This is a genomic window from Anaerobacillus sp. CMMVII, from assembly GCF_025377685.1.
Classification (GTDB): Bacteria; Bacillota; Bacilli; order Bacillales; family Anaerobacillaceae; genus Anaerobacillus.
The window spans coordinates 632,745-655,388 of record NZ_JACEHK010000002.1; the positions used below are offsets into that span (position 1 = coordinate 632,745).

Sequence of the window (22,644 nt, forward strand, 5' to 3'; positions counted from 1 at the left end):
ACATAAATGGCCAAAATTTGGAGTCTCCAAAAAATAAAAAAGTAGGGTATCCTCGGAATTGCGACATCCCAAACAGAGAGGAAAAACCCTACTATGAAATCTATTATACCTGCTAACGAATTTACGAATCAACTTGAAGATTTAGTAAAAAACTTTTTAAAAGATAAAATGGAGCTATACTTAAAAGAAGAAATTAAGAATTTTATTGAAGTAGAGAAACCTGATCAAGGGCTTCAACGTAACGGTTACTATGAAAGGTCATTGGACACAAAATACGGTAAAATTGAGGATATTTCTGTACCTCGTGACCGCCAAGGAGAATATAAGACTCAATTATTTGAGCCTTACAAGCGTAGAGATGGTTGGTTAGAAGAAGCCATTATTCGTATGTACCAAACTGGGATGAGCACCCGTGATGTTGGTAAGTTTGTAGAAAGAATGGTCGGCTCAACTTACTCCGCGACAACGATTAGTAATATAACGGAAGTTGTGCATCAAGATATTGAAGCTTGGCAAAAACGTCCGTTAAATAAGAGATATTCTGTACTATATTTAGATGGAATGTATATTAAAGTTCGCCGAGATACGGTGGATAAAGAAGTTGTCTATGTTGTCATGGGGGTAAATGAAGATGGTCACCGTGAAATTCTAGCCTTTTACGTAGGGGGACGTGAGAGTTCAACTGGATGGCATACTATTTTAGCAGATTTGTATACGCGAGGTTTAAGAGAAGTTTTATTAGGAGTTTTTGATGGATTAAGCGGCCTCGAAGAGGCTTTCCTAGCTGTGTATCCTAAAGCTGATGTACAGCGTTGTGTGGTTCACAAAGTAAGAAATACCTTAAACCAAGTACGAAAAAAAGACCAAGTTGACATATCTGAAGGATTGAAGTTAGTTTATAAATCTCCAACAAGAGAAATCGCTCAAATTCAATTTGAGAAGTTTAAAGAAGAATGGTCTAAAAAGTATCCAAAAGAAGTTCAATCCTGGGAACAGGATCTGCCAGTGTTATTGACGTTTATGAAATATCCTATGGATATCCGATCTGGTATTTATACAACTAATTGGATTGAAAGAACAATAAAAGAGTTTCGAAAACGTGTAAAACCAATGAATAGCCTACCTGATATTAAAGCAGCTGAGAAGATCTTGTATCTAACAGTTAAATCGATGAATGACAAATGGTCAACTAGAATATCTGCTGGATTTGCACAATCAAAATCAAAGTTACAAGAAATGTTTACTGAACGATATAACTAAAAAATGGAAAAATTTTCAGTCATGTACGGGCTCCCCTGCCATACATGACTGAAAATTCAGAAAATAACTAAAGTAATTCATAGGGCCCTACTTTTAATGCTTACACAAAATACTTGACGCTACCCGTAAAAATCCCAAAAGCCTGATTTTTACACATAAACACTAAGATAGCAGGATAAATCTTATAAAAATTTTGAGAGATTAAACATGATTGTTTTGTTTCTTTTTTATTGGCTGTTTACGTAAACTTTGTTGCTTTTAGGTCGTCTTTTGAGAATAAATAAGCCATTGGGAAAAATTTATTTGTCTCAATGGCTTATTTATTCTCAAAAGCTTCACGCAAAGCGTGAAGAACCAAGCATTCGCTTGGTTACGACCTAAAAGCTAATAGCAACAATCTTCTCTTAAGAAGGTGCTTCGAAGCCTCTTTTGATCATTCTCGAGTACCACAGAACTTTAACCTCTACACTTTAAACTAATTAGCATATCCTACCCGGACAAGTCATATCTATTAATTAATGAATTATGAATTGCTTGAAGTTGCTTCAAGGCTAAGATTACTCAATGAAAATCATAAAAAATTACTTTTAAGAGCTATCTACAAAATTGGATTTTACGCTACTTTACATCTTCGAGTAACTCGCAAAACTTTACACTTTAAATTTTACACTCTACACTAAAAAAGGGGATGAATATAGATGGCGAACAGGGTCGATGAAATTCGTCGAAAAATTCAAGCAAGACGAAGAAAGATTAGTAGTGAAATAGGTAGAAAAGAGCGTTCACAACCGCAATACTATCCTAGTCATAGTGAATCAAGAGATGACACGGATTATTATTTTCCTAGTAGTGCAAAAGGAGCAGGAGAACCAGAAGAGAAATTGTTTCGAAAAGATATTTTAATGTTTCAAATCTTAACAGCCGTTTGCCTGTTTTTAATTGTTGGAATATTATTCAGAACGCAAATACCACAACTTGAGGGGGCAAGGCAATTTGTAAAAAATTCATTTGAACAAGAATTTCAATTTGCGACTGTTGCCAATTGGTATGAGGATCAATTTGGAAAGCCGTTAGCTTTACTTCCGACGACAAGAGATGTAGCATTAGAAAATCTTGAAGGAGAAGAATTAAATGTAGCTTATGCAGTACCCGCCACTGGTCGAGTGACAAAAAGCTTTGATCAGGATGGGAAAGGTGTAATCATCGAGACTGTATCAAATTCAAATGTAGAAGCTGCCAAAAGTGGCATGGTACGTTTTGTTGCTGAAGAGGAAACGCTAGGTAAAACAGTAATTATTGCTCATTATGATGGTGGAGAGTCATGGTATGCAATGCTCGATAAGGTTGAAGTCAATCTCTATGATCACATTGAGGCTGGTAAAAAAATCGGAACAGTTTCATTAAATGACAATAAAGGTTTCTATTATTTTGCGTTAAAAGAAGGAGAAACATTTATCAATCCTCTTGAAGTGATTTCCTTTGATTAATATGATTTCATTATTAAAAAAAATAAAAATAAATCCTCTTTTTTGGTTTGTTATTGGTATAGGTGTTTTAACTGGATACTTTCGAGAAGTAATTATGGTATTTAGTATCGTTTTTATACATGAAATGGGTCATAGCGTAGCGGCCCATTTTTTTCAGTGGCGGATTCGTAAGATCGAATTATTACCTTTCGGAGGAGTCGCTGAGGTTGAAGAATATGGAAATCGACCTTTAAAAGAGGAATTTATCGTCATCATTTCAGGCCCAATCCAACATATCTGGCTAATCGCCTTGTCTTATCTTTTACTTCCTTTTGAATTTTGGACAATCAATGACCACCAAATGTTTATTATGCATAATTTGATGATTTTATTATTTAATTTATTACCCATTTGGCCTTTAGATGGAGGGAAGCTTTTGTTTTTATATTTTTCAACGAAGCTACCGTTTCAAAAAAGCCTTGATAAAACACTAAAGAGCTCGCTATTTTTATTATTTCTATTTACAGTCGTAAGTATTTATTTGTTTCCATTTCACCTAAATCTTTGGATAGTTATTTTGTTCCTACTTTTTAGTCATTATTTTGAATGGAAGCAACGAAGCTACGCTTATATGCGTTTTCTAATGGAGCGTTACTATAAAACGGAAAAACCCTTCGCTGCAACCGTGCCAATTGTTGTTTCGGCACACCTAACAGTGCAAGATGTATTAAAAACATTTAGACGTGGCGTTAAACATAAGATTGTTATTAAAAATGATTCAATAGCACCTAGAAAAATACTTTATGAGAAAACAGTTTTAAAAGCATTTTTTGAACAAAAAAAAGCAAATAAGCCAATAAGTAGTCTTCCGTATCAGTAAAACTTTGGTATTTTAACAAATAATGTTATAATTATATAATGTAAATCGAGACCAGCCAAAGTAAAACGGCTGGTTTTTTCTTAGAAGATATCAATTAATAAATATCTTAGGTGATGTCTACCGCAAGCACCTAAGTTCCACGAGGTCAAAAACACGTGATCACTTAAACGCTGCCTCTGTGGTCCGGTATGTGCTCGAGGCAAAGCTGCATGTAGTAACATTAGAAGGAACACATGCTGTGACCAGTTCAGTAGCTTTTACAGGGAAAAAGCACACTATACTTTTTCCTAGGGCGCTTGCGCTTTTCTTATTATGGTTTAGAAGAAGGGATACACATGAAAACATTCATCTTTAATATGCTAACTAATGAACGACGGCTTGCAATTTTAGAAAATAAAAAGGTAGTTGAGATATTAATTGAAAGACCTGATATTAACAAGATAGTTGGAAATGTCTATAAAGGGAAAGTGGTAAATGTACTTCCTGGGATGCAAGCAGCCTTCGTAGATATTGGTCTTGATAAGAATGGGTTTTTGTACCGTGACGAGTTAGTAAGCTTCCAGCGCTCGATAGAAGCAGACGAATCAAAAAAGGAGCGCTCAATCTCTCAATTCCTCACAGTAGGACAAGAAGTATTAGTCCAAGTTACGAAAGAAGGCTTTGGAAAGAAAGGACCAAGACTCACTGAAGTCGTTTCGTTTCCTGGTAAATACATTGTCTACATGCCTAATGCTGGTTATGTAGGAGTATCAAAAAGAATGCAAAAAGAAGAAGTACGAGAACATTGGCGAACGATTGGAATAGAGCTTTGTCAAGGTGAAGAGGGAATGATCATTCGAACAGCTACTGAAGGATTAACAAAGGAAAAGGTCGCTCAAGATTTATTTTCCTTAGGAAACTTTGGGAGGACGTTTGGAAAGAAGGAAAGAGTCTTAAACCGCCGCAACTCATTCATGAAGACAACTCAATTTTAGAAAAGGTAGTCCGTGATATTAACTTTGATGAAGTAGAAGAAATTTATATTGATACAATGAAGGATTACTTGCTGTTAAAGGAAATGTTTACTCCATTTCCTGAGCTACTAGAGAAACTTCATTTTTATCAGAAACGTGAAAACATATTTTCACACTTCCATATTGAGGCGGAGCTAGATAAAGCAATGCGTCGGCAAGTGTGGTTAAAGAGTGGTGCGTATTTAGTCATTGATCAAACAGAAGCGTTAACCGTTTTTGATGTAAATACAGGCAAATTTACAGGGAAATTAGATCTACAAGATACGATAGTTAAAACAAATATTGAAGCAGCCAAAGAAATTGCTAGACAATTGCGCTTGCGAGATATTGGTGGAATTATTGTCATAGATTTTATTGATATGAAGCAGGATAAAGACAAAGAAACAGTGATGAGTGTTCTTACAACGTTATTGAAAAACGATCGAACCAAAACAAATATTCTTGGATTTACTGGATTAGGATTATTAGAAATGACCCGAAAGAAAGCACGTCAAAACCTACAGGATAGTGTATCAACAGTTTGTCCGACATGCCTAGGTAAGGGGAAAGTCCTTTCTGATGAGGCGGTAGCACATAAGGTTGAAAGAGCACTATGGGAATATAAAGGGATGGATAGTGATGCGCTACTTGTTGAGGTACCACCGAATGTCGTGTCACTTCTAAAGGGCGAAAAGAACGAACATATAAGTCGGTTAGAAAAAGCCCTCCATTATCAGATTTTCGTTAAAGCCAGCCAATCGCTTACTCCAAACGAATTTGCCATCCGTTTTGTCGGTAGTGTAGATGAAGTTCAGTCTAGAGTTTAGTGTTATGTGTGTTGAGTTAAGAGTTAAGTGTGATAAAGCTTCGAAGCAATTCTTTTAAACATCTCAAAACTCAAAACTCAAAACATCATTGACTCTACTCAAGAAAAATGGTAAGATATTTTTTGTTAGTTATTTGGATAACCTCCAAAGAGCTATAACCGCTCTTAAAAGGGTTAAAGATTTTATCCAAGGGATTTCCTTAGGTAAAACACCCTCATTGGCGAGTCTGAGTATAATAAGGAGGTGCACGTAAATGTACGCAATTATTGAAACTGGTGGAAAGCAAATCAAAGTTCAAGAAGGTCAAGAGATCTACATTGAGAAGTTAGATGCTGAAGTTGGTGAAACAGTAAGCTTCGACAACGTATTATTAGTTGGTGGAGACTCTGTTAAAGTAGGAGCTCCATTCGTAGAAGGAGCAACTGTAACAGCTAAAGTTGAAAAAGTAGGTCGCGCGAAGAAAATCTTAGTTTATAAGTACAAAGCTAAGAAGAACTACCGTCGTAAGCAAGGTCATCGTCAACCTTACACTAAAGTTGTTATCGAAAAGATCAACGCGTAAGGTATCGTATGATTACGGTAAAAGTTGTTCGCGAATCTGACAACAACATTCGTTCTTTCGAAATGAGTGGTCATGCCAATAGCGGACCACATGGACAAGATATTGTTTGTGCTGGAGCTTCAGCCGTTTCATTTGGAACTGTTAACGCAATCGATACATTATGTAATGTTCAGCTTGAAGTTGATATGGACAACGATGGTGGCTTTCTCCGCTGCACAGTTCCAACCGATTTGGACGTGCAAACATATGAGAAAGTACAGCTTCTATTAGAAGCAATGGTTGTATCACTCACTTCTATTGCTGAGCAGTACGCTAAACATATTAAAATTAGGGAAACCTAGGAGGTGAATTCACATGTTAAAAATGAACCTTCAATTTTTCGCATCGAAAAAAGGGGTAGGTAGTACAAAGAACGGTCGAGACTCAATGTCAAAACGTCTTGGTACAAAGCGTGCTGACGGTCAAACTGTAACTGGCGGATCTATTTTAGTTCGTCAACGCGGTACACGTATTTACCCAGGTGTAAACGTAGGTAGAGGTGGAGACGACACTTTATTTGCTAAAGTTGACGGCGTGGTTAAGTTTGAACGCGTTGGTCGTGACAGAAAGCAAGTAAGTGTTTACCCAGCAGCTCAAGAAGCATAATCTCTAAAATAAAGTCCTAGCCATTTGGTTAGGACTTTTTTGCATATAATAATGTAGAGTTTAAAGTTTGTGAAAGCTTCCCTAAGATGCCAAAAATGACTCTTCACTAAAAAAAGGAGGTACAGCACATATGAAACTAACAGTAATCGGTCACTGGGGGGCTTACCCAAAAGCAGGGAATGCTACGTCTTGTTATCTACTAGAGCGTGATGGCTTTAGATTATTGGTTGATTGTGGCAGTGGAGCTCTTTCACAGTTACAGCATTATTGTTCTTTAGCAGAGATTGATGCAGTGATTATATCTCATTACCATCATGACCATATTGCGGATATTGGCTCACTTCAATATAGTCGCCTCATTGATTTTCAGTTAAATAATACCAATAAAGCACTCTCTATTTACGGACATCCTTATGATCAAGCTGAATTTCAAAAGTTGGCAAAACCACCACATGTATTATCTTTTATTTATAACGAGGTTCATGACTCAAAAATTGGCCCATTTCGAATTACATATTTAGAAACAGACCATAAAGTCCGCTGCTATGCGATGCGATTTGAAGCGGAAGGGAAATCCATTGTCTATACGGCAGACAGTAGCTATAAAGAAGAATTTCACTCTTTCGCTAAAGATGCTGACATACTGATCTGTGAAACAAGTTTTTACGCACATCAAGATGGTAAGCCCTATGGTCATATGAATAGTACAGAGGCAGCCTTGATTGCTAGAGATGCGGGTGTGAAAAAACTGATCCTCACACACTTGCCTCATTTTGGAGATCCAGTACAACTAGTTAATGAAGCAAAATCTATTTTTAATGGTGAGGTCACATTAGCTCAGAAAGGTTTAAGATTCGACGTATAGAAAAGCTCATGGCCAAGTTGGTCTTGAGCTTTTTCTTTTGTTAACGCCCTTCTAAGTTCATTTCAATTATCAATTTTCCTGAGTGAGAAATGCAATTGTAAATTTTTAAAAGAGGAAATCCCGGTATTTTACGGGGGTCAATTTTTAAAACTTTACAATCACTGAAAAGTATTTACAATTTCTTTACGCTACGTTCATTCCAGCTTTAAATTTGAGGAGTAAATTAGAACTTGTAAAGGAGATTTGTAGTTTAAGAGACTATATCTTCTAAAAAACGAAAACATTTTCGGGAGGAAAATACCAAATGAAAAAGTTCAAACGTTCTATGTTAGCATTAACAGTTGCAACAGTATTAGCAGTGGCTACTGCATGTGGGAGTGGGGAGCAGGCTACTAAGGATAACACTCAAACTGCAAGTAGCTCTCCTCAAACTAATGGGCAAAAAGAAGAAAAACAGGAAGAAAAGCTTTCTGGAACAATTGCTATTGATGGATCTTCAACAGTTTTCCCAATTCTTGAAGCTGTATCAGAAGAATATAACAAAGTTCAACCGGATGTAAAAGCTCCTGTAGGTGTTTCTGGTACAGGTGGTGGCTTTAAGCGTTTCGTAATCGGTGAAACAGATTTTAGTAATGCATCTCGCCCAATCAAAGACGAAGAAGCTGCGCTAGCTGCAGATAATGGCGTTGAATATATCGAGTTAAAACTAGCATTTGATGGTTTATCAGTAGTGGTAAGTAAAGATAACGACTTTGTAGATTACTTAACTGTCGAAGAACTTACAAAAATGTGGGTAGACGGTTCGGAAGTTGTCACTTGGAAAGATGTTCGTCCAGAATGGCCAGAAATTAAAATTGAATTCTTCAGCCCAGGACATGACTCTGGAACATATGACTACTGGAATGAAGTAATTCTAAATAAAACAGATATTCGTAAAGATGCTCAACTTTCAGAAGACGACAATGTTCTAGTAATGGGTGTTGCTGGTGGTCAAGGTGGTCTTGGTTACTTTGGTTATGCTTACTATTATGAAAACCAAGATAAATTAAAAGTAGTGCCTATTGACAATGGAAAGGGTCCAATCGTACCAACAGAAGAAACAATTAACGATGGCACATACGCGCCACTATCAAGACCAATGTACATGTATGTTAATAAAGAGTCGTTAAAACGTCTTGAAGTTTTAGACTACTTAACGTTCTTAAATACACATGTAGGTGAATTAGCACTAGAAGTTGGCTATATTAACTTGCAACAAGCGGATTATGACAATAATGCAGAAATCATCAATAGTGCTAAATAGTTTTTGATAAATAGAAAAGGGAAGGGGTGGACAATACGTCACCCCTACCACTCTATGTTTTACGCAATAAGGGGGATGGAAATGAATAGAGACATTAAATCAGTAAGTGAACTAATTGCTGAAAATCATTCAAAAAGGTCTTTGTTAAAATTTACAGAGAATGCAGTTCCAAGATTTCTACTTGTTTGTGCCATTATTTCTATATTAACAACAATTGGAATTGTATTCACATTATTATTTGAAACATTTACATTTTTCAAGACAGTTTCATTTGTTGAATTTATTACTAGTAAAGAGTGGCATCCAATGCATTCTAGTCCAAACTTTGGAATTTTACCTTTAGTTACCGGTACATTATTAGTAACAGCGATCGCGATAACAGTGGCAATTCCAATAGGTTTAGGGGCAGCGATTTATTTAAGTGAGTATGCATCAGATAAAATGCGAAGAGTCATTAAACCAGTCTTAGAAGTTTTAGCAGGTGTTCCAACAATTGTTTATGGATTTTTTGCTTTAACATTTGTGACACCACTACTACGTCAATTTGTACCAGATTTATCAATTTATAATGCTTTAAGTCCAGGGATTGTGGTAGGAATTATGATTATTCCAATGATTGCCTCACTTTCTGAAGATGCGATGAGTTCTGTACCTAATTCAATTAGGCAGGGAGCATATGCATTAGGAGCTACCAAGTTAGAGGTAGCGATTAAAGTTGTTTTACCAGCAGCTCTATCAGGGGTTATTGCATCGTTTGTCCTTGCGATGTCAAGAGCGATTGGTGAAACGATGATTGTAACTGTAGCAGGTGGAGCAAATCCAACAACAGCCATCGATGTTACAAGTGCAATTCAAACCATGACAGCTTATATTGTTCAAGTAAGTTTAGGAGACGCAACGTATGGCTCAACTGTCTATTATAGTATTTATGCAGTAGGGATGACACTTTTTGTCTTTACACTTGTTATGAATATATTAGCTTTCTTTATCTCACGAAAATTCAGGGAGGAATATTAAAAGATGGAAGTAATTAAGCAAAATCAAATGGTCAAAAATATTCCTACTCGTTTACTAAAAAATAAATTTTTCACCGTTTTATTTTTACTAGCAACACTTACTGGATTACTAGTTTTAGCAATCCTTTTATATCGAATTTTTTCTCAAGGAATAGGTTACATCAATTGGGATTTCTTAACGAGCTTCGCTTCAAGGCGTCCAAGCGATGCGGGAATTAAAGCAGCGATTTACGGAACGGTTTGGATGATGGGAGTAACGGCACCAATTGCGTTTACATTAGGTGTAGGAACAGCGTTATATCTTGAAGAGTATGCAAGTAAAAATCTAGTTACGAAGATTATCCAAATGAATATTTCTAACTTAGCAGGTGTTCCATCAATTGTATTTGGTTTGTTAGGTTTAACATTGTTTGTACGTGGATTAGGGTTAGATCGCAGTGTTTTAGCAGGTGGCTTAACGATGGCATTATTAATTTTACCAATTATCGTCGTCGCCTCTCAAGAAGCAATTCGCGCAGTACCAAAAGAATTAAAGGAAGCGTCATTTGGTATGGGTGCAACGAAATGGCAAACGATCCGTCGTGTTGTTTTACCTGTTGCGATACCGGGAATTTTGACTGGAAATATCCTTGCTCTTTCAAGAGCAATTGGTGAGACTGCACCATTAATTATGATTGGGGCATTAACGTATATTGCCTTCGTCCCTGAAAACTTAATGAGTCAGTTTACAGTTATGCCAATTCAAATTTTTAACTGGACAGGGCGACCGCAGGAAGAATTCCAATTTGTTGCAGCAGCTGGAATTATTGTCTTGTTAGCGATGCTATTAATCATGAATTCAATTGCTGTTTTAATTCGAAATAAATTTCAGAAGCGTTATTAAATTTTAAGGGGGATGTTTTATGAGTGTTGCAGTTCAACCTAAAATAATTCAAAAAAATAATGAAGATAAAATTGTAAAAGTAGATAAAAAGAAAGTATATGAAGTAAATCAATTAAACTTATGGTACGGGAAAGAACAAGCATTAAAGCAAATTCAACTAGACTTCTTTGAAAATGATGTCACTGCAATTATTGGCCCTTCTGGTTGTGGGAAATCAACATTCATTAAAACTTTAAACCGCATGGTTGAAATGGTCCAAGGGGTAAAGACGTCTGGGAGTATTATCTATCAAGGAAGAGATATTTTTGATCCGAAGTTTCATGTTGAAGAACTAAGAACAAAAGTTGGAATGGTTTTTCAAAAGCCAAACCCATTCCCAAAATCAATTTATGAAAATATTGTTTATGGACCAAGAATTCACGGCATTAAAAACAAAAAGATCCTAGACCAAGTGGTAGAAAAAAGTTTACGTGGCGCTGCGCTTTGGGATGAAGTAAAAGATAGACTCCATGAAAATGCTTATAGTCTTTCAGGTGGCCAACAACAACGTTTATGTATTGCCCGTTGTCTGGCAGTGGAACCACAGGTTATCTTAATGGATGAGCCTACTAGTGCACTTGATCCGAAATCTACACTGAAAGTAGAAGAGTTAATGGAAGAGTTAAAAAAACAGTACTCTATTATTATTGTTACTCACAATATGCAACAAGCTGCGAGAATATCAGATAAAACAAGTTTCTTCCTAAATGGAGAGGTTGTTGAGTATGACCAAACAGATCGCATTTTTTCCAATCCAAAAGACAAGCGTACAGAAGACTATATCACAGGAAGATTTGGATAAGGAGCGATATGACCATGCATACTAGAGAAACATTTCATTCAGGAATAGCAAGTCTAAAAGAAGCCATCGTAGCTTTAGGAAGTCAAGTTAATGTTGCTTTTAACGAATCGATGGTGGCATTTATAAATAATGATATAAAAAAATATGCTAGCATCCAAGAAAACGATTTACAGATCAATCAGCAAGAACTAGCAATTAATGAAAAAGCAACTTTGCTCATTGCAAGGCAACAGCCAGTTGCCTCAGATCTTCGTAAAATTATTGTGGCTTTTAAGATTTCAAGTGATTTGGAACGCATTGGTGATTTGGCTGTAGATATCTCAAAGGCTGCTCAAAGAATACCAATGAGCGAAGTAAAAATCGATACAACACTCTTATTACAGATGGCAAACAAGGCAAGTGAAATGTTATCAAGAGTACTCGTAGCTTATGAAAATGGAAACATATTAGAAGCTCAACAAATTGCTAGTGTAGATGACGAAGTTGATGAAATGTATGCTCAGTTCGTGAAGATAATCTTTAATTTTGTCATTTCTGAGCAATTAAAAATAGAGCAGGTAACCCAGCTAGCGTTTATCTCACGCTATATAGAACGAATTGCAGACTATGCAACGAACATTGCTGAGCTAATCATCTATGAAGTGAACGGTCAGTATTTTGATTTAAACTAAATATTCTTAGGGACCAGGCGATACGAACCGTGTATCGTCTTTTAAGTTTAATGAAAGAAATGATACTCCCTTAAGGCATTTTCCATAATTTTGATTATCTTTACTTCCTTGTTGAGATTTAATGTTTGGTAGTGTTAAAATAAGATAAGAACATACATTCTAGTGACGACGGTATATTTATATAATTCTTTTTAGAGTCCCCTTGTACTTCAATTACAGTGGGAATTGTTGGTATAATGAACTTATTTCCGTTATCAAGGAGGTTGCACATGCTAGTTGTAAAAACATCACCAATAACAGAGGTTGCAAATAGTGATCGACTTTTAGAGTGCTTCAACAAGCAAAAAGAAGTTGGAAAACCAATCTATTACATATTACCTTCTAATAAATATCTTCAAGAAGCCAGAAAACGAAAAGCTGGCATCGCTTTTAAAACGTTTGATGATTTGGCTGATTTAGTTTTGAAAAAAGCAAATGTTGATTTTTTCGCTGTGTCTGAAAGCGAACGAACATTGTTTTTTCAAGAATTAATTGCTAGGGATAAAAAGCGATTTTTACAAAATCCAGAAGAACTCCGGCACAAAGCCAAAGCATACGCCCAGACATATGGGCAGTTGAAACGTGTTGGATTAACTATTAACGATTTGCCACCACAGTTCAAGCAAATGGAAGCTGTCTTTTCGGAGTATGAGACAGAGTGGGTTACAAAACAACGTCTTCTAGATCCAGAAAACCGAATTCATAAAGCGGTATCTTTAAAAAAGCAAACCAACTTAAATCTTGGTGGGATTGTGATCGATGGCTATTTAGACTTCAGTACGCTTCAATATATGGTGATTAATTACTTCGTCTCCCTTGGATTTGATATTACTGTATATTTACCATTGCTTGAAGGAGCGGAGATTCTAGAAGAGACAAAATCCACGCTTCAAAAGATAGGCTTTCAAATTGCAGACAATGAAGTGTTATCAATACAGACGGAACCAGACATTACAGTTTCTTCCGCCACAACTATAGAAGAAGAAATCTATGGAGTTCTAGAAGAAATTGCAGAAAAAGACAAAGCATTGGTTTTTTCAGAGGTAGGATTGTTGTTAGCAGATGAAGCAAAGTATTTAGAAAGTGTAATTAAAGTTGCAAAGGAGAAACATATCCCAATAAAACGACCTGAAAAAAAGTTGGTGAATGAATCTTTACTTTTCCAATTTATCTATCATGCATTACTAAACCACAATGGTAGATTTTCAAATAGATGGGATGCTATAGACCTCCTAGATTCTTTACTTAGACTTCAATTTCTCCCAAGTTTTGAGTATATGACGAAAAAGAGATCGTATATTGAAACTGGATTTCTTGAGAAAGATCTGAAAGAATACATCGATTTATTCGTTGATTTTCGAACATCCCTTCCTAAAAAGGCAAGCTTGGTATCTTATTTAACCTGGATGAGAGATTTGCTAGAAAAAAGTCAATTCCCTGTTATATGGAAAGAAAGACTACAATCTCTGACAAAGACAAACAAACTTCAACAGATTCGTTTTGAATGGAAGTCATATGATTTTCTCCTGGATTTTCTTACTAAAAAAATTGAATTGATAGATAAGCAAGGACTACAAGAGCTTGAGGTTCATTATCATATTTTTGTTGAGTGGTTAAATGATGGAATCCAAACGGGCTCAATTTATGTAGAGAGGGCTCCGAATAAAGGAGTTCAAATATTTACATTCCGCGATATAGCTTTATTTAAAGGGAAACAGATTTATGTCATGGGGATGAATGAAGGAACATTTCCAAAGGGCCACAAGCTCAGTGGTTATTTCCAAGAAAGTGATTTAAGAAACCTACCAATCCCGTTTGCGGCACCAACTCGAAGGTTATTTCGACAAAAAGATGATGCTTTTTTCCAGCAGTTGTTTTCATTAGCGAAAACATTGTCTTTTTCCTATGTCGTAGGTGTAGATCCGCATAACCCGCTACTCCCTTCTGGTTATTTAGAACGATGGAAGAAGCAAATTCTAGAAAGAAAGTACAGTACAGCCACTCGGTATGCCAATCGAGTATCTCGTTCAATGCAAGACTATCAGGAGAAACTTGCTTTTCATGTTGGGATAGGAAAAAAAGTGCAGAGTTTACCTAAAGAGCTAGAGAAAATGACTGCAACCCTAGACTACTTAGAGGAAGGCAAAGAAATAGTCTCCTCTCATTGGCATGAGCAGTTGCGGCGGGACAAGTTATCGGTCACAATGCTTGAAAGCTATGCGATGTGTCCATTTAAATATGCTCTTGAGCGAATTCTAAACATTAAAGAACCTTCCGAGAAAAGGACATCAATCGATTTCAGAGATGTAGGCTCAATGCTTCATACGATTATAGAAAAGTTTTATAAACAACTAATGTTAGTTGGCAAACCTTTCTCTGCATTTTCAGAGGAAATGAAAGAAACGGCTGAAACGATTTTATTAGAAATCTTTGAGGAAGAATGGGCAGTTGTCGAGGGGCGTCATCTTGATTTTTCAAAGTTACAACTGTCAATCGAAAAAGAAGAATGGCAGAAAAAGCTTCGCAAATGGTGGCTTGCCGAGAAACAGCATTTTTGGGAAAATAAACAACTCCAGGGGATGCACCTATTCCGACTAGAGGAAGCAATTGAACTTGATTTAAAAATCGATGAAACAACAACGATTACCTTGTCGGGAAAAATTGATCGAATTGATATTGATGAGAATGGCTTTGTTATATACGACTACAAATCTGGACTAGCATCATTAAATTTTGAAAAAGAAGTTCGTCCTGGTCTTAAGCTTCAATTACCACTATATTTAGTTGCGATGGAAAACAGGTTGACAACTGGGCATTATCAGCTCGATTTATCAGGGATATTTGAAGAAACACCAGAAAAATTAACGGCTCACGGTGCATCGTATATATCATTAAGAGATCCGTTGAAACGTGCCGGAAACAGTGTTTGGCGCGAGGAACATTTCGGGAAAAACAATCCCTTTTCTGTTCATGCCAAAGCTACAAAGAAGAAACACTTGAGGCAGAAATGTTGTTAGCCAAATATGAGTTGAAACAGCGTTTGAAGGAGCTGTGGGAGGGGAGTACTCAAAACTTTTCTGTAAAGCCACTAAAATGTATCAATAGCTGTATCTACAAATCAGTATGTCGAGTCACCCAAGATCAAATTGAAGAAGGCGAGGGGGAGTGGAAGTGAATTTTAATCCAGAGCAAGAAACAGCGATTTTCAGTGAAAAGCCACTAGTTGTTATCTCAGCTGGAGCTGGTTCAGGGAAAACTCGTGTTTTAACCGAACGGTATGTCCATCTTTGCGAACAAAAGCTTCAAGAAAAGCTCGGAAATCCCTCTTCAGCCGTTGCAGCAGCGGTAGAGGAAATCGTTGCCATTACATTTACCGAAAAAGCTGCTCGAGAGATGAAGGATCGAATTCGTGGTCGTATTGAAGAAAAACGCTCTTCTGTCGATAAACTATACCAGAAACATGAACAAGAGCTTGCCGGTCAGTTTTGGCAGGAGCAAAAGGAAGCTTTGGATGGTGCCTTAATCACTACGTTTCATAGCTTTTGTCATAAATTGTTACATGAATACGCATTCGAAGCGGATATTACGCCCAATTTTACGGTCCTTGATGACGTTCAAGCGAAGCTTATCCAAATTGATATCTTTGAAGAAATGTATGATTCACCTGAATATCATCAAGTATGGAGACCGCTGTACAATTTTTACACGCGAAACCAACTGAGCGAATCAATCAAGGCGGTTTACGGTCAAATGAAAGAAATTATTACGTCGGTTTCCTCTATTGAGTCCTTTTTGATAGTGAGGAGATTGTTGCGATACAATTAGCCTCAATTATGGAAGAGCGTAAAAAAGCAATCGAACACTTTTATCAAAATGCTAAGCCTCTTGTCTTAGAGTTAGATGATCAGGACAAAGCCCAGAGCAAGATTATTGAACATTTTTCGTTGTTGAGCGAAAAAGGGGATTATTCTGAGACTTTATATGATGAATTAGTTGATGCCATGCCGAAGAAAGTAAGCAATGCTTGGAAAGAAAGTAATCCGCCTTTATTTGAGTTATATGATCGATTATTTAAACCATTAAAAGAAGTATGGAAGAACCTGAAAGGACCTTCAGAAGCTGAACAGGAAGAAATTAAAGAGGTTATCAGACTTTTTGTTCACATGCTTTCAGTGTTTCATGAAAAATTTGATGCAGCCAAACGAGAACGAGCAGCTCTCGATTTCTCTGACCTACAACAAAAGGCTATTGCCCTTCTCGAAATCGAAGCGGTCCAGGTAGCTTCTCGGCAAAAATTTAAGCATATGATGATTGATGAGTTTCAAGATACAAACCAACTTCAGATGAATATGTTGAAGTTTATTCAACCTCCATATCAATTCGTAGTTGGAGATGGAAAGCAATCAATTTACCGCTTTCGAGGAGCCGATGTAAGCCTAATGAAGGAGCTGGTTGAACATTCGAAACAGGATGCGAATAGTGATTTTATCAATATGAGCACCAATTATCGAACGTGTGATAGTATTATTCAGTTTGTAAATCAGGCTTTTGAAGAAATAATGGGAGGCGAAGAAGCAAGCTCAGACCTCTCCTATAAAATTAATTACACAACAATTAACAGTCATCGAAACGGAGAAGAAGAACAAAAGCGTCGTGTTGAATTGATTACAATCCCTTCTCAAGAAGAAACAGAAGATGAAGAAGAATCAGATGGGCAGCTATCAGAATACGAAGTCATTGCGAACCGAATGCTTGGGCTTATGGAAGCTCAGGAAGCGATAGTGGCAGAGAAAAATACATGGCGCGGACCAATGTGGCGTGATTTTGCCATTCTCATCCAGGCTCGTACTAAGTTAACGAAACTAGAGAAAGCTTTAAAGGACAAAGGAATTCCTTATGTCGTTTATGGAGGCATTGGCTTTATGAAAAACAAGAGGTAAGGGACATGCTATCCCTACTACAATGGTTAAATCGCCCTTGGGAACCATTGTATATATTATCATTACTAAGAAGTCCTTTATTCGGCGTTACGGTCGAAGGTTTTCTTACCATTGACCAGTGTCTTGAAGAAGAGATAAGTCTTGCTTCCTATATTTACGAAGGATTGTTTTTGCAGGATGAGAGTCTTGATGAACCTTTGAAGAGCGCATTAACAAAATTAAAAGAGTTCTATGAAAGTTGGGTTCCATATACACCACAAAAATCTATGAATGCTTATCTATATGACCTTTTTACCGCTTCAGGCTTAAAGGCAATGTTATTACTGCAGCGAAATAACATTCAGCTAATTAAAAATGTTGAGAAATTAATTGACGTCTTAGCCCAATTTAAAACATCCTCGTTAGATGAATTATTAAAACAAATAAAACAGCTTGCAGTTTTGTCTGATAAAGAAGGAGAAGCCGAAGTTGAACTAGCTGAAGGGAATATGGTCCATATCATGACAGTTCATGCATCTAAAGGGCTAGAATTTCCGATCGTTTTCTTGCCAGACTTAGCCAAAGGTCCTCGGGGAGACACTGGGAGTATCAGGTTTGATAAGGATGTACGTCTCGCAGTGCAATACAAAAAAGAAATTGATCTCCTAAAGAAACCAGTAGAAAAATCTTCACCGGCTTTTAATGCAATCAAAGCCAGATCTAAAGATCAAGCCGTTGAAGAAGCCAAGCGACTCTTTTATGTTGCGGTTACCCGTGCGAAAGATTATTTAGTCTTATCTACGGTAGCTAAGGCAGCTAATGATTCTTGGTATGATATGCTTCTTAATGCTATGGAAGACAATGGTTTTTTACAAACGTATATAGAAGAGTGTCTAGAAGTACCAGAATACGAAAAGTGGGAAGACAGTGGTGAGGAGTATCAAGCTCCAGTGTTAAATGAGGAAAATCTAAACCAAATGAGTTTCTCAGTGTCGGAAATCATGACGTTTATCAATGATCCTCTAAAATATTTTGATAAATATATTGTGAAAATTGAAGATCATTGGCTCGAGGAAAAAACAAATCAAGTACAAACTGGTGATAACTATGATATCGTATCTGGGGCAACACTTGGAACAATCGTTCATCGAGCCTGTGAATTATTTGACCACGGCTACGAGCTTGACGAAGCAAAGGCAGAAGCATTAGCAATCATTGATGATGAGATTGAAAAGAGTCGCTTTGAGCAAGCGATGGAAGGTTTAATGAATAATTACCGTCAGTTAGAGGAATTAAACTTAGGTAAGGCAGTTGAAAACGAATGGCCATTTACTGTTGAAATTGAGGGTGTTCAAATCATTGGTGAGATTGATAAGATTGTCGAAAAAAATGGTCTCTTCCATCTGATTGATTTAAAAACAAATAAATCGAAAGATTTGGATAAGTTAACAGATTACTATTCACCCCAGCTCTACTTATACAAAATGGCTTTTGAGAAAGAGTACCAGCAAAAGGTAGACTGTTTGTCCTTATTTTTTATGAGAGCTGGGAAAGCCGGTTTTCGCTCGGTAGCTTTTCATCCCGACGTTGAAAAAGAAATGAGTGAAGTTATTAAAGCGATGGCAAATCTAAAACAAAACGATGCTGGAAAAAGTGAGTATATCAACTATTACAAAAAAAGTAAAAAATAAATGTTTACAACAAGGGAATTATTGGATATAATTTCCTATGTAAGATAAATTAATCGAAAGGAGCTGAGCGATATGATCAAAGGCAATGGAAATAGCAGAAAACAATTTAATATCTTTCGTTCGGTATCCGAAGCTTAATTTTAAGTTGCTATTTAACTTTTGTTAATTATCAAGCCACAGGTCCGTATGAAAACCTGTGGCTTTTCTATGTGAAAAAGTAGACGCACATTTATGTCTACATCCTTACCACAGGGGGATTCTCTTGTGGCTTTTTTTGCGTATTTCAGTCTCAATGCCGAGAAAAAATTCCATCATACGACTGTTAAATATTAGGTGTTATTGGCTTAAACTTAAGTAGAACCAGGGAAAGGTCAGTCTAAAAAAATCTTAGGAATAATGAAGACTGTTCATTCATATCGTATTAATTTAGTGAGGAGGTGAAGTCGTATGTTAATAAATTTATTCTTTTTTTCAGTAACAATATCCAAACGCCAATATTCAAATGAAGAAATTAGCAAAGCTTATCGCATGAACAAGGTTGAGTCACATATAGAAACGGTAAAAGCGAAATCTTTTGATCAGCAATTCAAATGTTTATAAGATTATTAACTATAAATTCATTAAGGAGGTTTTTTTAATGTCAATGAGATTTTGCTTTCCGGTTTTAGCTTGGTACAAACAGGTGAAAGGCTTAACCTAATTACGTTTTTAAGTGAAGGGAGGTCTTGGTATGGTCTTTAATATCTTCTTTTTAACCATTACCATTTCAAAACGTTATTTTTCGAAAGCAGATCTTGAGCGTGCCTTTAAAGCACAGCTTACTGAACAGCTTGTTGAGGAAAATAAGCAGCACTGTATAAGTCAAAGACAATTAATATAATATTTTTTAGGAGGCTAACGAATAGGTTAGTCTCTTTTGCATCTGGAGTACAAGACGAACGTGATGGTGAGGAAGAAGCCTAGACGGTTTTGCGGCAGTTAAAAGTCTTTAATACAGGAGTATACGGTACAGATTTTAATATAAACTACTAAGGAGGCTACCAAAAGGTTAGCCTCTTTGGTGATTGCTACTGATTTTCTATCATTTCATGAAACTATACTACTCTACTTACGATTGAGAAAGGTTGTGTCCGAAGATAATGGACGAAATGTTTGAACATAGCAAGTTATTTATATTTGATTTAGATGGAACTTTATATGAAGGTACTGATCATTTTGATTATTATGCCGAACGTCTTTTATTAGATGTAGCTAAAGAAAATAAAGAAGCATTCAAAAGTGATTATGAAAAAATAAAGGGAGGAAGTCACCCAGTAAAAATTGGCAAAGCATACGATGTTGAACGAGATACGGTTTTAACCCTAGACCCATTTACATTAAGGGTTGTTAAAGTGGAGAAGTGGAATGGAGAAAAATGGACGGATGAAAAACGAATAGATGTTTATAGCAATTTGGTTTCCTTCGATTTTGAATCAATGATTGCTATTGGCGATGGCTGGTGGCTACCATTTGTAGTGGCTAAGCACTACGGTATCAAAGATTGTTATCCGCGATATGTTGAGACAAAAGAATATATGGTGACTGAAAAATTTGAATTGGAAGAAATACCAGGAGTAAGGGAAGGGCTCATGTTATTAAAAGAATCAAAAAAGATCGTCCTTGTAACCAATAGTGATATTGACGATGTAGGTAGGTTACTAAAGGAATTAAATTTAGATGAAGCTTTTGAACATGTTGTTACGTCAGCTAAAAAACCATCACGGACAGTTGAGATTTTCAAAAAATTAATGAAGCAATATGCAGTATCTCCAGAAGAAGTTGTTTCCATCGGAGATAACTTTATTAATGAAATTGCACCAGCAATACAATTAGGGATGAAAGGAATTTACATAGATCCACTTGAAAAAGAGCTTCAACATAGTCAGTTAAAAGTTGTAAGGAGTTTAGGGGATTTGTTTTAATTGATTAGAGCTGATTAACAGGAGGAATTTCTCTATTAATTAGCTTTTCTTGTTTAAAAATTTGATGTAAAGGCCTATATTTGACAAATTTCGAAAAAATAATACTATATTTTTGAATTTTATGGTAACTTTAATTTAGTGGTTTTTATTGGTTGATTATAGTAGGAGACTCTTACATAACAAGATTACCAATTGGATCTATTTGTATCAGACTACAATAGTCTCAAGAGGAACACTTACATATTATAAAGGGAAAAATCTTTGTTAAAGGGAGAGAAGGGGAATATGGAAGAACATTTACAAGTCATTCAAGATCGCAATAAGCTACTTACAAAATTATTATGGTCTGCATTTATTCTTGGACTTGCTAGTAACATTTTAGCTCAAGTACCTCTCAATGGGATTATTGCATTTAGCGTAACAGGTGTTCTGGCTATAGGAACAATTACCTTTATGACTTATAAAAAACTTTCTGTACAATATATTCAATATGTAGTCGTTGTGGGTTTCAGTATTTTAATTTATGTGATGGTATCTACTTCTCCAAAACTATCAAATTACTTAATGATATACGTTGCAGTAGCTTTTATGACTTTATACCATAACTATCGTTCGATTGCTTCTGCTGCAATCTCGGGCTTAATCTTATCAAACTACTTTTTTTGGACTTTTCAGGATGAAATGTTTTTCGGAGTAGATTATAAGGTTTTTCTATCAATGAATGTCATGTATATAATCATTACAGGTGTGTTAATCTCTCAAGCACGTATCGGTGAAAAGATGCAAAAGCAAATGGATCAACAACATGCTGAGATGAAAGCAGATAAAAAGAAAGTTGATCAACTTTTGAAAGAAGTTACTCGTTCTGTTCAAGTGATTACTAACTTTAGTGAGAACTTAAAAGGAAACATAGGTGCAACAGCAACAATTTCAAATGAAATAACAACCGCTTTTGCAGAAGTAACTAGAGGTGTAGAAGCACAAGCAGCAAGTGTTGGAGAAATGACGGGCTCGGTGAACGAAACAAATGATGTGGTGTCAAGAGTGTCAAGAATTTCGACACAGATGGGGACTCTTTCAGCCGAAACAAGAGACATTACCACGAAAGGTAACGATTACGTTATTAAACTTTCTTCCGATATGTCACAAGTGAATGAAGTAATTAGTGCTGCTAGTCAGTTGATTAAGGAATTAAATGATCAAACGAATCATATTGGAGCTATACTTTCATCAATTAGCGATATATCAAATCAAACCAATCTCTTAGCATTAAATGCTGCAATTGAAGCTGCAAGAGCTGGTGAGCATGGTAAAGGGTTTGCCGTTGTCGCAGCAGAGGTACGGAAATTAGCAGAGAGTTCACAAAATTCTACCGTTGAAATTAGTCAAATTTTAACTGAAATCCAAGAGAAGACATCTCAAGTGACAAAGCAGATTGAAGCTGGTGAACAATCCGTTGTCGCTAGTATTTTAGCCACTGACAAAACGAAAGGCAATTTTGAGATAATCCTAGCTAATACAGTTAAGGTTGCCGATGAAGCTAAAAATGTTAAATTGATGTTATTCCAACTAGAAGAAGCTTCAGCCCAGATTGGTCAAGAGATTTCCTCTGTTTCTCAAGTTACACAACATTCGAGTGCACAAACAGAAGAAATTTTAGCACATGTTGAAGAACAGCATAGTCGTATTAATACAATTATGAATTCTTTTGAAGAGTTAGACAGCCTAACAAAGCAGTTGCAAAACCTAGTCGATGAAACAAAGTAAATTTTCAAACACTGTATCCTCTGAGGGTGCAGTGTTTTTTTTGTTAGATATGAAGA

20 protein-coding genes, 2 pseudogenes and 1 other annotated feature are annotated in these 22,644 nt (G+C 36.3%); all 22 genes and pseudogenes read left to right on the forward strand.

All coding sequences use genetic code 11. The annotated features are described in order from the left end of the window. Positions 1–93 precede the first annotated feature (93 nt). The 22 genes and pseudogenes from H1D32_RS07155 (at position 94) to H1D32_RS07255 (ending at position 22,588) form a co-directional block, all read left to right on the forward strand. Complete coding sequence (locus H1D32_RS07155; protein ID WP_261177551.1) at positions 94–1,260, forward strand: IS256 family transposase; 1,167 nt, start codon at positions 94–96, stop codon at positions 1,258–1,260. A 698-nt stretch (positions 1,261–1,958) separates the two neighbouring features. Then, entirely contained in the window at positions 1,959–2,747 is a 789-nt protein-coding gene (locus H1D32_RS07160; protein ID WP_261177552.1) for a M23 family metallopeptidase, read from the forward strand. Position 2,748: 1 nt separating this feature from the next. Beyond that, positions 2,749–3,606, forward strand: a complete 858-nt coding sequence (locus tag H1D32_RS07165) for a M50 family metallopeptidase (RefSeq protein ID WP_261177622.1) — start codon at positions 2,749–2,751, stop codon at positions 3,604–3,606. A 488-nt stretch (positions 3,607–4,094) separates the two neighbouring features. Further along, a pseudogene (locus H1D32_RS25310) lies at positions 4,095–4,202 on the forward strand (hypothetical protein); the annotation flags it as partial. A gap of 126 nt (positions 4,203–4,328) precedes the next feature. Beyond that, positions 4,329–5,425 (forward strand): annotated as a pseudogene (locus tag H1D32_RS07170) (Rne/Rng family ribonuclease). A gap of 146 nt (positions 5,426–5,571) precedes the next feature. Beyond that, positions 5,572–5,663 (forward strand) — a sequence feature (ribosomal protein L21 leader region). Positions 5,664–5,678: 15 nt separating this feature from the next. Continuing rightward, positions 5,679–5,987, forward strand: coding sequence for a 50S ribosomal protein L21 (rplU, locus tag H1D32_RS07175; RefSeq protein ID WP_261177553.1), 309 nt, complete (start codon positions 5,679–5,681; stop codon positions 5,985–5,987). 8 nt (positions 5,988–5,995) lie between these two features. After that, positions 5,996–6,328, forward strand: coding sequence for a ribosomal-processing cysteine protease Prp (locus H1D32_RS07180; RefSeq protein WP_261177554.1), 333 nt, complete (start codon positions 5,996–5,998; stop codon positions 6,326–6,328). 13 nt (positions 6,329–6,341) lie between these two features. Then, complete coding sequence (rpmA, locus tag H1D32_RS07185; protein ID WP_261177556.1) at positions 6,342–6,632, forward strand: 50S ribosomal protein L27; 291 nt, start codon at positions 6,342–6,344, stop codon at positions 6,630–6,632. A gap of 130 nt (positions 6,633–6,762) precedes the next feature. Next, positions 6,763–7,497, forward strand: coding sequence for an MBL fold metallo-hydrolase (locus tag H1D32_RS07190; RefSeq protein WP_261177557.1), 735 nt, complete (start codon positions 6,763–6,765; stop codon positions 7,495–7,497). A 304-nt stretch (positions 7,498–7,801) separates the two neighbouring features. Continuing rightward, positions 7,802–8,800 (forward strand): PstS family phosphate ABC transporter substrate-binding protein, encoded by a 999-nt coding sequence (locus tag H1D32_RS07195; protein WP_261177558.1) that lies wholly within the window; start codon positions 7,802–7,804, stop codon positions 8,798–8,800. 81 nt (positions 8,801–8,881) lie between these two features. After that, positions 8,882–9,817 (forward strand): phosphate ABC transporter permease subunit PstC, encoded by a 936-nt coding sequence (gene pstC / locus H1D32_RS07200; protein WP_396126154.1) that lies wholly within the window; start codon positions 8,882–8,884, stop codon positions 9,815–9,817. Positions 9,818–9,820: 3 nt separating this feature from the next. Next, the gene (gene pstA, locus H1D32_RS07205; RefSeq protein WP_261177562.1) at positions 9,821–10,699 is read left to right on the forward strand and encodes a phosphate ABC transporter permease PstA; all 879 of its coding nucleotides are present in this window, start codon (positions 9,821–9,823) and stop codon (positions 10,697–10,699) included. Positions 10,700–10,718: 19 nt separating this feature from the next. Next, the gene (gene pstB / locus H1D32_RS07210) at positions 10,719–11,540 is read left to right on the forward strand and encodes a phosphate ABC transporter ATP-binding protein PstB (RefSeq protein ID WP_261177564.1); all 822 of its coding nucleotides are present in this window, start codon (positions 10,719–10,721) and stop codon (positions 11,538–11,540) included. Between the two features lie 14 nt (positions 11,541–11,554). Further along, positions 11,555–12,211: a phosphate signaling complex protein PhoU gene (gene phoU, locus H1D32_RS07215; protein WP_261177565.1), complete on the forward strand. Its 657-nt coding sequence runs from the start codon at positions 11,555–11,557 to the stop codon at positions 12,209–12,211. Between the two features lie 269 nt (positions 12,212–12,480). Further along, on the forward strand, positions 12,481–15,267 hold the full coding sequence (locus H1D32_RS07220) for a PD-(D/E)XK nuclease family protein (protein ID WP_261177566.1): 2,787 nt from the start codon (positions 12,481–12,483) through the stop codon (positions 15,265–15,267). A 154-nt stretch (positions 15,268–15,421) separates the two neighbouring features. Further along, positions 15,422–16,075 carry a UvrD-helicase domain-containing protein gene (locus tag H1D32_RS07225; protein WP_261177567.1) on the forward strand — a complete coding sequence of 218 codons (654 nt, stop codon included), beginning with the start codon at positions 15,422–15,424 and terminating at the stop codon, positions 16,073–16,075. A gap of 8 nt (positions 16,076–16,083) precedes the next feature. Continuing rightward, the gene (locus H1D32_RS07230; protein WP_261177568.1) at positions 16,084–17,190 is read left to right on the forward strand and encodes a UvrD-helicase domain-containing protein; all 1,107 of its coding nucleotides are present in this window, start codon (positions 16,084–16,086) and stop codon (positions 17,188–17,190) included. A 5-nt stretch (positions 17,191–17,195) separates the two neighbouring features. After that, positions 17,196–18,860: a 3'-5' exonuclease gene (locus H1D32_RS07235; protein WP_261177569.1), complete on the forward strand. Its 1,665-nt coding sequence runs from the start codon at positions 17,196–17,198 to the stop codon at positions 18,858–18,860. Between the two features lie 447 nt (positions 18,861–19,307). Further along, on the forward strand, positions 19,308–19,460 hold the full coding sequence (locus H1D32_RS07240) for a YrzI family small protein (RefSeq protein WP_261177570.1): 153 nt from the start codon (positions 19,308–19,310) through the stop codon (positions 19,458–19,460). 130 nt (positions 19,461–19,590) lie between these two features. Further along, positions 19,591–19,740 carry a YrzI family small protein gene (locus tag H1D32_RS07245; protein WP_261177571.1) on the forward strand — a complete coding sequence of 50 codons (150 nt, stop codon included), beginning with the start codon at positions 19,591–19,593 and terminating at the stop codon, positions 19,738–19,740. Positions 19,741–19,999: 259 nt separating this feature from the next. Continuing rightward, the gene (locus H1D32_RS07250) at positions 20,000–20,821 is read left to right on the forward strand and encodes an HAD family hydrolase (RefSeq protein ID WP_261177572.1); all 822 of its coding nucleotides are present in this window, start codon (positions 20,000–20,002) and stop codon (positions 20,819–20,821) included. A 285-nt stretch (positions 20,822–21,106) separates the two neighbouring features. Further along, a complete protein-coding gene (locus tag H1D32_RS07255) occupies positions 21,107–22,588 on the forward strand; it encodes a methyl-accepting chemotaxis protein (protein WP_261177573.1) in 1,482 nt (493 codons plus the stop codon). Positions 22,589–22,644 lie beyond the last annotated feature (56 nt).